The sequence below is a fragment of the Pseudomonas sp. NPDC089392 genome, assembly GCF_044749595.1.
GTDB lineage: Bacteria > Pseudomonadota > Gammaproteobacteria > Pseudomonadales > Pseudomonadaceae > Aquipseudomonas.
This window is the reverse complement of sequence record NZ_JBIVIF010000010.1, coordinates 71,978-84,002: the sequence shown is the minus strand read 5'-3', so window position 1 is coordinate 84,002 and position 12,025 is coordinate 71,978. Positions and strand designations below refer to the sequence as shown.

Below are 12,025 nucleotides of genomic sequence, written 5' to 3'. Positions count from 1 at the left end.
GCCTTAGCGGAACTCTTCGGGGATGGCGTGGCGCAACACGCCTTCCTCGAAGTCCAGCAGGCCGGCTTCGCGCTGGGTGAGCAGGTAGTAGAGCAAGGTGTCGAGTGCACGCTGCGACGGCACTTCGACGGCCAGCATCTTCACTGCCGGCTCGGTTTCGCAGGCACAGCCGAAGTCCTGCAAGGCTGCGCGTACCTGGTCCAGGGTTTCTGGTGGTCTCACGACTACCCGGAACACTGAGCTGGCGCTGCTGCGGCGCAGCTCATCGAACCAGGTTTCGCCATCTTCTTCACGGGTGCTTATCACGTCACCCGGGGCAATGCCGTAGACATGGAAGGGAATATTGTCGACGGCATAGCCGCCTTCCACGGCCTTGGCCCACAGGCCCTCGACCGAGGCCGGTGGGTAGCCGTTCTCGTCCTGTTCCAGGCGGAACAGGACCTTCTTGTATGCGTCGTTCATCGCGCGCCTCGCTTCAGCTGCGCGCTGGGCGCAGCACCAGCCACAATGCCAGGCCAATCAGCAGGCCGCCGTACAGGTGGGCCATCGATAGCGGCTCGTCCAGCAGCCATGCCCCCCACAATACGCCGAATGCCGGGATCAGGAAGGTGACGGTGCTGGCTTTTACCGGGCCGATTTCTTCCAGCAGGCGGAAGTACAGGATGTAGGCGAACGCCGTGCACAGCAGGCCCAGGCCTAGCAGCGACAGCCACACCTGCCAGCCGCCCCAGCTGGCGGGTGGCTGGCTCAGCGCGCTCCAGGCGAACAGCGGGCTCAGCATCAGGGTGGCGCCGAGCATGCTGCCCAGTGCCGACAGGCGGCTGTCCAGGCCACTGACCCAGCGGCGCGCGAGGAAACCGGCAAAGCCGTAGCAGGTGGTGGCCGCCAGGCAGGCGAGGGCGCCTTGCAGCAAGGCCATGTCCAGCGCTACCGGCCCGGCGCCGCTTAGGATGCCGACGCCAAACAGGCCAAGGAAGATGCCGCAGAGTTTGGCCAGGGTCATCGGTTCGCGGAAGAACAGCACGCCGACCAGCACGCCCATCAGCGGTGTGGTAGCGTTGAAAATTGCCGAATAGCCAGCCGGCAGCACTTGGGCGGCCACGGAGTAGAAAGTGGCGGGGATGCCGGAGTTGATCATGCCCAGCACCAGGCAGGCGCCGAGCTTGCCCTGGAAGTCCCAGCGCACGCGGGCGGCGGCGAGCAGCGCGATCAGGCCCAGGCAGGCGATGGAGACGCGGAAGAACGCGGTCGGCACTGTGCCCAGCTCGGGGGCGATGATGCGCATGAACAGGAAGCTCGCCCCCCAGACGGCGGCAAGGGTCAGCAGGCGGGCTAGGGCGATGGGGCTCACAACGGTCTCCGGAGGCAGGGCAGGGGCGCGAGTTTACGCCAGGGGGCGGGGGGATTCTTGTGCTTTCTTGCGCTGTAAACCTGTGCCGGCCTCTTCGCGGGTGAACCCGCTCCCACAGGGATAGCGTTGCATTTGAACGTTGTGCAGTACCTGTGGGAGCGGGTTTATCGATGCGTCGAACCGCCGCGAAGAGGCCAGCACAGGCATCGCATTTCGGACAGGCCGACTAAGCTCTCTATCTCACCTTGCCCCGAGGCCCACCCGCATGTCCCAGCCCTGGCCCGCTGTCGAAATCGCCCGGACCATCCTCGCCGGCTTCGACGACTACCGCGACCACTTCCAGCGCATCACCCTCGGTGCCCGCAAGCGCTTCGAGCAGGCGCGCTGGCAGGATATCCAGCGTGCCGCCGCTGCCCGCATCAACCTGTATGAAGAGAAAGTCGCCGAGGTCAACGGCTGGCTGCACCAGGCCTTTGCCGCAGAAATGCTGCTGGACGTGGAGCAGTGGCCACTGGTGAAAAACGCCTACATCCACCTGATCGACCCGCGGCTGGACGACGAGCTGGCCGAGACCTGGTACAACTCGCTGTTCTGCAGCCTGTTCAGTCACGACCAGATCAGCGACGGCTGCATGTTCATCCATACCACCCGGCCGTCCATGCGCGGCCGTGAACGTGCCGCGCAAACCCGCACCTACACGCTTGCCGCCGGCCTCAAGGGCATGTTGCGGGCAATCTTTGCCGACTACCCGTTCGATGTGCCCTACGGTGACCTCGACGGGGACCTGGCCCGCCTGGAAGAACAATTGCGCGAATGCCTGCCCGATTGGGTGTGCAAGGACCCGGCCCTTGCGGTGGAGCTGTTCGTGCCGGTGCTCTATCGCAACAAAGGCGCCTACCTTGTCGGCCGCCTGTACAACAGCGACGAGCAGTGGCCATTGGTGATTCCCCTGTTGCACCGCGAGGGGCACGGCATCGAGGCCGATGCGCTGATTACCGACGAGTCCGAGGTGTCGATCATCTTCTCCTTCACCCGCTCGTACTTCATGGCAGATGTGCCGGTGCCAGCCGAGTTCGTCAATTTCCTCAAGCGCATCCTCCCGGGCAAGCACATTGCCGAGCTGTACACCTCCATCGGCTTTTACAAACAGGGCAAGTCGGAGTTCTATCGTGCCCTGATCAACCACCTGGCCGGCAGCGACGACCGCTTCGTCATGGCGCCTGGGGTGCGTGGCATGGTCATGAGTGTGTTCACCCTGCCGGGCTTCAATACCGTGTTCAAGATCATCAAGGACCGCTTTGCGCCGTCGAAGACCGTCGACCGCGCCACGGTGATCGACAAGTACCGGCTGGTGAAAAGCGTCGACCGCGTCGGGCGTATGGCCGATACCCAGGAGTTCGCCGATTTTCGTTTCCCGCGCAGCAAGTTCGAGCCGGAGTGCCTGGCCGAGTTGCTGGAGGTGGCGCCATCGACCGTGGCGCTGGAGGGCGACACGGTGCTGATCCGCCACTGCTGGACCGAGCGGCGCATGACGCCGCTGAACCTGTACCTGGAGCATGCCAGCGAGGGCCAGGTGCTGGAGGCGCTGGAGGATTACGGCCTGGCCATCAAGCAGCTGGCGGCGGCGAACATCTTCCCGGGCGACATGCTGCTGAAGAACTTTGGCGTTACCCGGCATGGCCGGGTGGTGTTCTATGACTATGACGAGATCAGCTTCTTGACCGAGGTGAACTTCCGCCATATTCCGCCGCCGCGTTACCCGGAGGACGAAATGTCGGGCGAGCCGTGGTACTCGATCGGGCCGCATGACGTGTTCCCCGAGGAGTTTCCGCCGTTTCTGTTTGCCGATATTGGCCAACGGCGGTTGTTCAGCCGTTTGCATGGGGAGTTGTATGACGCAGATTACTGGAAGGGGCTGCAGGTGGCGATACGTGAGGGGAAGGTGATTGATGTGTTTCCGTATCGGCGCAAGGGGCGGTGATTTTGCTTTAGCAGGCCTGGCCTATTCGCGGGTAAACCCGCTCCTACAAGGGATGGGGTAACCGTTGTAGGAGCGGGTTTACCCGCGAATAGGCCAGGCCTGCTTAAATAATCACCCCTTCATACACTTCAACTCACTGAAATCGGTACGCACCTTGCCCAGCCGCTCCTGCAAGAACCGCCGCTGCTGCGGGGTGCTCTGGTGCACCAGGTCCACCAGCAAGCTGCGCGCTTGCCGCTCGGTATTCTGATACGCCGCCCGGTACTCCGGCGTCCACAAGCTCTCCTTGCGCTGCAACAAGGTCGCCAGGCGTGGCTCGAAGCTGGCGTCATTGCGCTGGTTCATCGCCAGCAGCAACTGCTGCTGCCAATGGTCGCGGTTGGCGATCCATTCGCGGTTCTGGTCGCCCAACGCCTGGGACCACGCCTGCACGCGCTGCATCTGCACCGGGGTCAGCTCGCCAAACCACGGCGTAAGGCGTTTTTCCATGCGTTCGGTACGGCGGGCGATCTGTTTGGTCAACGGCGTATCGACATACAGCTTCTGCCGTTCACTGATGTCGTCGTGGAATGCATTGCGCATCTCTGCCACTTGGGTATCGCTCATGCCACGTAACAATTCAGTGGCCGACGGGGTGATCTCCTCGGCCACCCGGCCAATGGCCTCGCGGGCTTCGCGGGTGCGTTGCTGCAGGGCCTGGTCGGTCACCTGGTCGTCGGCGACCATGCCGCGTACCCGGTCCAGCCAGTCGAGGTAGCCAGGCAGCTGGGTCTTGCAATGCCAGGCCAGGTGCTCCTTCAGCCGGTCGTCGAGCAAGGCTTTCTGCTCATGGTTCATGTCCAGGTAATCGCCCAACGACCACGGCACCAGCCGGTCGAGGTTGCGGTAGGCCAGGTCGATGCGGCTGCAGGCGGCCAGGGCCAGGGCGAAGCCGATGGCGATGAGCAGGGCTTTGGACAGGCGTAAAGGCATGTGCTGTTCCTTGCAGTGGCGGCCAATCGGTAGACGTAAGGGTAGCCGCACGGTTCCACTGCAGTGCTGCAATGGCGGTTTCCTTCCATCGGCAATCTCACTATTATTGCGAGTAATTCTTATCCGCATCGTTACAAGGATGATTGCGTGTACAAGGTCCCGCCTGCACCGCACGATGATATGCATTGCCTGTATCGCGACCACAGCGGCTGGTTGCAAGGCTGGCTGCGCCGACGGCTGGGCGACCGCGAGCGAGCCGCGGACTTGACCCAGGACACCTTTGTGCGGCTGATCGCCAGCACGGTTGCCCACCCACTGCGGGAACCGCGCAATTTTCTGGCGACCGTGGCAAAGCGGGTGATGGTCGACCACCTGCGCCGGCGTTCGCTGGAGCAGGCGTACCTGGAAACCTTGGCGCAGCAGCCGGAGTTGCTGGAAGTATCGCCCGAGCAGCGCTTGCTGTTGCTGGAAACGCTGCTGCAACTTGACGCCATGCTCGACGGCCTCAGCCACAAGGTGCGCCAGGCCCTCTTCCTGTCGCACCTCGAAGGCTTGAGCTACGCCGAAATCGCCGAGCGCCTGGGGGTGTCGGTCAGTTCGGTGACCAAGTACATCGCCAAGGCCACCGAGCAGTGCCTGCTGTTTGCGCTGGATGCCGAGCTGTGACCCCGGCGCAGCAACGCCAGGCGCTGCGTGATGCGGCGCAGTGGCATGCGCAACTGAGCGCGGGGGCCGATTACCCGGCGCTGTACCAGCGCTGGCAGGCCTGGCACCAGGGCGACCCTGTGCACCAATGGGCCTGGCAGCGCCTGGAGGCATTTCACACCGAGCTGCGCAGCGTGCCGGCGACGGTGGCGCAACGTACCTTGGCGGTGGAGCAGCCGTTGGCGGGGCGGCGTACCGTGCTCAAGGGGCTGGTGCTGGGCCTTGGTGTCTCTGGCCTGGCTTGGACGGGCTATCGGCAAACGCCGCTGTGGTTGGCCGATGTGCGAACGGCGACCGGTGAGCGGCGCCAGTTGCGCTTGGCAGATGGGACGCAGCTGACGCTGAATACAGCCAGTGCCGTAGACATTCGCTATGACCAGCAGCAGCGCCTGATCATCTTGCGTACCGGGGAAATCATGGTGAGTACGGCCAAGGATGCCCGGCCACTCAGGGTGCGCAGCCAGCAGGGTGAGATGCGAGCGCTGGGCACGCGGTTCGTTGTGCGCCAGCTGGATGGGCAGACCGAACTGGACGTGCAGGAGCATGCCGTTGCGGTGCGCAACCGGGCAGACGGCGAGCCGCTGCGGGTGGAGGCGGGCATGGGCCTGCGGTTTGGCACCGGGCCACTGCCGGCGCCGCAGTTGCTCGACCCCAACCGCGACGAATGGGTCAATGGCCGGCTGGTGATCGACAACTGGCCGCTGGGCCAGGTGCTGGAGGAACTGCAGCGCTATCGCCCGGGCTTTATCGAGTGTGCCAGGGAGGTGGCGCAGTTGCGCCTGTCCGGGGCCTTTCCGCTGGACGACACCGCGCGTGCGTTGCAGGCGATTGCCCAGGCGCTGCCGGTGCGCATCGAGACCCGCACGCGGTTTTGGGTGCGGGTGCGGCCACTGGCCTGAGGCGGTCCCGCTTTGTGTAGGAGCGGCCTTGTGTCGCGAAAGGGCTGCGCAGCGGCCCCAGATTTTCAGCTTCGCCGCAGATATTGCCGGGGCCGCTTTGCGGCCCTTTCGCGACACAAGGCCGCTCCTACACAAAGCGGGACCGAGCCGGGGCATCAAGTTTCTAAAAATATTTCTCGTTTGCATTGTCGGTTTCCCCGTTTCACCCGACCCCTCCTGCAAACCGCCACCACAGGCCTTTGAAGGAGCCCCCCATGCAGCGCCGCGTTACCCCCCACGTCCACTCCAGAAAACCCCTCGTCGTCGCCATGTTCAGTGCCGCGTTGCTGTTGCAGGCCGGTGTGCTCCACCCGTTGAGCAGCGCCGGCCAGGCCCGTGCCGCCGAAGCCACACGCAGCTACGCCATCGCCGCCGGCCCGCTGGGCGCGGTGCTCAGCCGCTTTGCCAGCGATGCCGGGGTGGTGCTGTCGTTTGATGCCGAGTTGACCCAGGGTAAGCACAGCCCGGGGTTGCAGGGGACGTACAGCATCGAACAAGGTTTCGCCCGGTTGCTGGCAGGGAGTGAGCTGCAGGTGATGGCCGCGAGCAATGGCAATTACCTGCTGTTGCCACGGGCTTCAGGCGATGCGCTGGAACTGGGGGCGACCAGCATCAATGCTTCGGGGTTGGGGGCAACGACAGAAGGGACGGGTTCGTATACGACAGGGTCGACCAGTACGGCGACCAAGATGAATCTGTCGATTCGGGAGACGCCGCAGACCATTTCTGTGGTGACGCGCCAGCGTCTGGATGACCAGCAACTTCACAGCATGAGTGAGGTGTTGACTCAGGCCCCCGGCATCACCATGTCCCAGGACGGTGGCGAGCGCTTCAACATCTACTCGCGCGGCAGCCAGATCAACACATATCAGATCGATGGGGTCACTACGACTCAGGAAAACCAGACACGCACCATGCCTGGCACCTTGCTGGACATGGCTTTGTATGACCGGGTGGAGATTGTGCGCGGTGCCACCGGCCTGATGACCGGTGCAGGCGACCCCAGTGGCGTGGTCAACGTCATTCACAAACGGCCGACTGCGCATTTTCAGTCTCATATACAAGGCACCGTTGGTTCTTGGGATTACAACCGCCTGGATGCAGATGTATCCGGTCCGCTGATCGACAGCGGCAAGTTGCGTGGACGCTTCGTGGCGGCCAAGCAACACAACAATACCTTCATGGACTGGTACAGCCAGGACAAGAACATAGCTTACGGCGTCATCGAGGCTGACCTGGCCGACACTACGCTGGTGCGCTTCGGGGTCGATTACCAGACTTACAAGGCCACGGGTGCCCCTGGCGTGCCGCTGATGTACAACAATGGGCAGCAAACCAACTTTTCACGTTCGACCAGTGGTGGAGCACGCTGGGCATACGATGATTACGAGACCTTCAATTACACCATCAATGTTGAGCAACAACTCGCCAATGATTGGCAACTGAAAGTGGCGGCCAACTACATGGATGTGGACCGTGATGTGGGGGTTGCGTATTACGCTACCAACAGTCGTACCTCCAGCTTGGACCCTGCGACCAATCGTGCCAATGCCGAGCGGGGGAAGTCCTGGGCAGATCAGACGCAGAAAGGCGTCGATGTCACCCTGCAAGGGCCTTTCGAAGCGTTTGGGCAGAGCCACGATCTGATCGTCGGTTACAACTACCAGCAATATGACAACACGCACTTCTCCTACACAGGCGGTACGCAGAGTTTTGATTTCGATACCTGGGGCAACGAGCTGCCAAAGCCGGAGCGCTACACGCCACTGCTGGATTTCAACATCAATTCTCGACAAAGTGGCTACTTTGCAGCCACGCGTCTCAATTTCACCGATGATCTCCATTTGATAATGGGTGCGCGTGGCAGCGACTATGAGTACAACTACTATTCGAAGGTACTCAACAACCCGAGTCTCAAAGCCACTGATTATGGTATGCGGGAAAGCGGCGTGGTCACGCCCTATGCGGGCATCGTCTATGACCTCACCCCGGAGCAGTCTGTGTATGCGAGCTACACCGACATCTTCAAGCCGCAGTCGAACAGGGATATCAACAACACGCCACTGGAGCCGGTAGAGGGCACTAACTACGAGCTCGGCTGGAAAGCCGAGTTTTTCGACAGACGCCTGAACGCAAACGCGGCGATGTACTACATCAAGCGTGACAATCTGGGCGTTGCCACCAGTGAAGTGATCCCCGGAACCGGCGATACCGCCTACAGGGCCGTCAGCGGCGCAGAAACCAAAGGTGTGGACCTGGAGCTTTCCGGTGAGCTGCTACCTGGCTGGAGTGTGCAGGCAAGCTACAGCTGGTCCAGAACCGAAGATGCCGACGGTAATCGCCAACTCACCCAATTGCCCATGGACACAGTGCGCTTCTGGACCACTTATCGGTTGCCTGGCCAATGGAGCGACCTGACCGTGGGCGGTGGGCTGAACTGGAACTCCGGGACTGCGTTGTACTTCAGCAGCTACGAGACCTGGGCCAAGCAGGATGACTATTACGTAGCCAGCTTGATGGCGCGCTATCAGGTCACTGATCAGTTGAGCACCACCCTCAATATCAACAACCTCTTCGACGAGAAGTATTACGCGGGTTTTGCTGGCAACTATGGCCATTACGGCGCGCCGCGTAATGCCATGCTCAACCTGCGCTACGATTTCTGATCCAGCGCCCCAGAACGTCAAGCACAACGGGGCAACCGTCCGGAAGCTTTGACACCACCCCGTGTCTATCCGGAAAATAGCCCCCTTGTCTTGAGGATCATCAGAAATGGCTCTGCTTGGGCGTTACAACAGTTTGCAAATCGTGAAACACGTGGACTTCGGCCTGTATCTGGACGGCGGCGCCGACGGCGAAATCCTGCTGCCCGGGCGCTACATCCCGAAAAACGCCGAAACCGAAGTCGATGACTGGCTGAACGTGTTCATTTACCTGGACAGCGAAGACCAGCTGATCGCCACCACCGAAAAGCCCAAGGTGCAGGTCGGTGAGTTTGCCAGCCTCAAGGTCAAGGACATCAACGGTGCCGGCATCTTCCTCGACTGGGGCCTGTCCAAGGACCTGCTGATGCCGTACTCGGAAGAGGCGCGGCCGCTGAAGATTGGTGACTACTGCGTGGTGCACGTCTACCTCGACAAGCGCACCCGCCGTATTACCGCCACTTCGCGCCTGGACCGCTACCTCGACGTCACCCCGGCCGACTACAAGGTTGGCCAGCCAGTCGAGCTGCTGGTTGCCGGCGAGACGCCGATGGGCTTCAAGGCCATCATCAACAACCGCCACTGGGGCCTGATCCACAAGAACGAGGTGTTCAAGTTCCTGCGTTCGGGCATGCACGAGAAGGGCTTCATCAAGGAAGTGCGCCACGATGGCAAGCTCGCCTTGAGCCTGCAACCGGTGGGCGCTGCCCTGGCCGACAGCCTGCAAGAGCAGATCATGGCGCGCCTGGAGGCCGAAGGCGGGGTGCTGGGGGTGTGCGACAAGAGCGACCCGGCGCTGATCAGCAAGCTGTTCAACGTCAGCAAGGGCAACTTCAAGAAGGCCATTGGCGGGTTGTTCAAGCAAGGCCTGATCGTCATCCATGACGACCGGATCGAAAAGGCCTGATCAGGCCTGCACGAAGTTGCGGAAGTCCAGCTGCTCGCCACCCGGGCGGGTGTCGCGCAGCAGCGAGTCGCGGTCGGCGCTGAGAGCCAGGCTGATGGTCGAGCGGCGCTTGCCGGGCTTGCGCACTTCCATCTGCTCCAGGTGAGCCTTGAGGAAGTTGGTGGGTACCTTCAGGTGCTGCAGCTCATCGCTTTCCGGGGTGTGCAGCAGCAGGTTGACCCAGTCGGCCTGGCCTTTGCCCAGCAGCTTCACTGGCACTTCGAACCACCACAGGTTGCGTTTGTTGTCCAGGATGGCGAACAGGGTGTTGCTGCTGTTCAGCACCGGGCGGGCCAGTGCTTCGTTACGCCGGGCGATGGCGGCGGGTTTGTCGAGTTTCATGCAGGTTCCTGCGGGTTGACGCTATGAAGGCCTGCATTGTGAGGGGTGGCACGGGGCGGGGCAAGGTTTGTAATTTGCTGTGCCTGTGCCGGCCTCTTCGCATCGAACCGCCGCGAAGAGGCCGGTAGCCTTACCTACGAACCGGCAGGCTCAACTCGGAAGTGGCCCCATCAGCAGTTGTCACAGTCGCAGTAAAGCTGCGCACCCCGGCGTTATTCTCCAGCACCTGGGCAAACCGCGCCTGCCCCTGCTTGTCGCTGTTCACCAGCACCTCCCCAAGGTACTGCTCGGCCTCGGTGCCATCCGCCTCGGCATTACCAAAAAACTCTACCCGCAACAGGCTCGACGCCGGCCCTTGCACCTCACCGCGCAGCACATTGCCTTCCAGGGCAATCAGCCGTGGCGCCTGCTGGTTGTGGTTGGGCAGCGGCTGGCACGGCTTGGGCTCGCCCTTGGCGTCGCAGATGATTGCCTGGTCTTTCTTCGGCAAATCGCCGCCCACCCCGCGCGAACCCACATACAGCGCATGTGCCTGGGCTGGTACGCCAAACACGATGGCGCCGGTGCGTTGGTCGGGTACGCACGAGCCACCGGCCTCACAGCGGCGGATGTCCTGGCTGTTACCCCAGATACGGTTGCCGGTCAGGCGCGTGGCGGTAACGTCCGGCTCTGGGCGCAGGGCTACGCCGATGCGGTTGCCGTGGATCAGGTTGCCGTCGAGGATGTTGCCCTCGCCGGTGACGCTGACGCCAATCGAGTTGCCGCTGAAGGTGTTGGCCGCCAGGTAGTTGCGCTTGCCCCAGTTGATCTGCAGGCCGTCGGAGTAGTTCTCGAAGCGGTTGCGCACCACGCTGTTGTCGTTGCCCAGCAGAATCTCGATGCCTTGGGACGGCTCGGGGTTGGCCGCGGTGGAGCGGAACAGGTTGTCGGCCACCAGGTTGAATGCCGCGCCGCGGGTCAGCTCCAGGCCATCGCCGTTGTCGATCAGCTGGTTGCGCAGCACCTTGTTGTTGTTCGTGGTGGTGGCGGTGGGGTTACCGGCGCCGTCGTCACCGGTCAGCATGATGCCGGCACCGCCTTTGTTGGCGACGATGCGGTTGTCTTCGATGACGTTGCCGCTGGCGCGGTTGACCAGGATGCCGATGCAGAAGTTGCGCACCTCCAGGCCGCTCAGGTGCACGCCCTGGGTGTCGCGCAGCACCAGGCCGGGGTTGGTGGTGGTGCGTACGTTGGTGCCGAACTGGCCGGGCAGGGCGCCGGGGCAGGTATGTACGCCCTGGTCCTTGATATATGCCGAACCGTCGATGGCGATGTATTGGCCATCGTGCGCCCAGGGCAGGCCGGTGATGCGCACCGGGCCTTTGATTTCCGGCAGCGCGTGGCTGGGGCGGATGACGTAGGGCGGTTTGCCGACCGCAGCGATGTCGATACGGTAGTGGCCGGGATTCTGGTTGCTGGTTTCGATGGCCCAGCGCAACGAGCCGGGTTGGCCATCGTCGGCGTAGTGGTCGACGCGCAGGGTCTCGGGGCTGGCCGGTGCGGCGGCCAGGGCGGGCAGGGGGAGCAGTGGCAGCAAGGCCACCAGCACAGGCATCAGACGCATGGGTGCGGGTATCCGTAGAGCATTGTTTTTGTCGAGGGCCAGCCTGCTTTGGGCGGACGTTTGCGGGGATTCTAGGGCAGCAGCGGTGGCTGGGCAGAAGCGCGGGGGCGATTCGGTGCGGTATTCGCCCGCAGTTTTACCGCTCGGCTCGCGGGTTGGAAATCCGTTGAAACTCCTGACGAAGGCGTTGGGTCCACCTTCTGTCGACACGGTTCACGTGTCTCCATTTGCAGGAGTTTTGCCATGAGCGGTACTAAAGACAAAGCGAAAGGCCTGGCCAACGAAGCGATCGGCAACGTGAAACAGGGTGTTGGCAAGGTGACCGATAACGACAAGCTGCGGGCCGAGGGTAAGGCGCAGGAGCTGAAGGGCGAGGCGCAGCAGATCAAGGGCAATGTGAAGGATGCGGTGAAGAAGCCTTGATTTGAGGTGGCCTGGGCCGGCCTCTTCGCGGGTGAACCCGCTCCTACATTGAACGGTGTACG

11 protein-coding genes are annotated in these 12,025 nt (G+C 62.5%); 6 read left to right on the top strand and 5 right to left on the bottom strand.

Annotated features, from left to right (window positions below; translation table 11 throughout):
• Positions 1-3: 3 nt before the first annotated feature.
• Both ACIP1G_RS12035 and ACIP1G_RS12030 read right to left on the bottom strand, forming a co-directional pair.
• Positions 4-462 carry a DUF4265 domain-containing protein gene (locus ACIP1G_RS12035; RefSeq protein ID WP_400736963.1) on the bottom strand — a complete coding sequence of 153 codons (459 nt, stop codon included), beginning with the start codon at positions 460-462 and terminating at the stop codon, positions 4-6.
• Positions 463-475: 13 nt separating this feature from the next.
• The gene (locus ACIP1G_RS12030) at positions 476-1,351 is read right to left on the bottom strand and encodes a DMT family transporter (protein ID WP_400736960.1); all 876 of its coding nucleotides are present in this window, start codon (positions 1,349-1,351) and stop codon (positions 476-478) included.
• A gap of 265 nt (positions 1,352-1,616) precedes the next feature.
• Between ACIP1G_RS12030 and aceK the strand changes: the two genes are divergently transcribed.
• Positions 1,617-3,332 carry a bifunctional isocitrate dehydrogenase kinase/phosphatase gene (gene aceK, locus ACIP1G_RS12025; protein ID WP_400736957.1) on the top strand — a complete coding sequence of 572 codons (1,716 nt, stop codon included), beginning with the start codon at positions 1,617-1,619 and terminating at the stop codon, positions 3,330-3,332.
• Between the two features lie 111 nt (positions 3,333-3,443).
• Here the strand turns inward: aceK and ACIP1G_RS12020 are convergent, their stop codons facing one another.
• Positions 3,444-4,304 (bottom strand): DUF6279 family lipoprotein, encoded by an 861-nt coding sequence (locus tag ACIP1G_RS12020; RefSeq protein WP_400736954.1) that lies wholly within the window; start codon positions 4,302-4,304, stop codon positions 3,444-3,446.
• A 147-nt stretch (positions 4,305-4,451) separates the two neighbouring features.
• On the opposite strand from ACIP1G_RS12020, the gene ACIP1G_RS12015 reads away from it, so the two are divergent.
• The 4 genes from ACIP1G_RS12015 (at position 4,452) to ACIP1G_RS12000 (ending at position 9,556) form a co-directional block, all read left to right on the top strand.
• Positions 4,452-4,970, top strand: coding sequence for a sigma-70 family RNA polymerase sigma factor (locus ACIP1G_RS12015; protein ID WP_400736952.1), 519 nt, complete (start codon positions 4,452-4,454; stop codon positions 4,968-4,970).
• Positions 4,967-5,908 (top strand): FecR domain-containing protein, encoded by a 942-nt coding sequence (locus tag ACIP1G_RS12010; RefSeq protein WP_400736949.1) that lies wholly within the window; start codon positions 4,967-4,969, stop codon positions 5,906-5,908. The genes ACIP1G_RS12015 and ACIP1G_RS12010 overlap by 4 nt, the downstream gene beginning before the upstream one ends.
• 254 nt (positions 5,909-6,162) lie before the next feature.
• Positions 6,163-8,613 (top strand): TonB-dependent siderophore receptor, encoded by a 2,451-nt coding sequence (locus ACIP1G_RS12005; protein ID WP_400736946.1) that lies wholly within the window; start codon positions 6,163-6,165, stop codon positions 8,611-8,613.
• Between the two features lie 106 nt (positions 8,614-8,719).
• Positions 8,720-9,556: a S1 RNA-binding domain-containing protein gene (locus ACIP1G_RS12000; RefSeq protein ID WP_400736943.1), complete on the top strand. Its 837-nt coding sequence runs from the start codon at positions 8,720-8,722 to the stop codon at positions 9,554-9,556.
• Here the strand turns inward: ACIP1G_RS12000 and ACIP1G_RS11995 are convergent, their stop codons facing one another.
• Together ACIP1G_RS11995 and ACIP1G_RS11990 are read right to left on the bottom strand one after the other, a co-directional pair.
• Entirely contained in the window at positions 9,557-9,937 is a 381-nt protein-coding gene (locus ACIP1G_RS11995) for a hypothetical protein (RefSeq protein ID WP_400736942.1), read from the bottom strand.
• A gap of 130 nt (positions 9,938-10,067) precedes the next feature.
• On the bottom strand, positions 10,068-11,540 hold the full coding sequence (locus ACIP1G_RS11990) for a nitrous oxide reductase family maturation protein NosD (protein ID WP_400736940.1): 1,473 nt from the start codon (positions 11,538-11,540) through the stop codon (positions 10,068-10,070).
• 243 nt (positions 11,541-11,783) lie between these two features.
• Between ACIP1G_RS11990 and ACIP1G_RS11985 the strand changes: the two genes are divergently transcribed.
• The gene (locus ACIP1G_RS11985; RefSeq protein ID WP_003254639.1) at positions 11,784-11,963 is read left to right on the top strand and encodes a CsbD family protein; all 180 of its coding nucleotides are present in this window, start codon (positions 11,784-11,786) and stop codon (positions 11,961-11,963) included.
• The last annotated feature ends 62 nt before the right edge of the window (positions 11,964-12,025 follow it).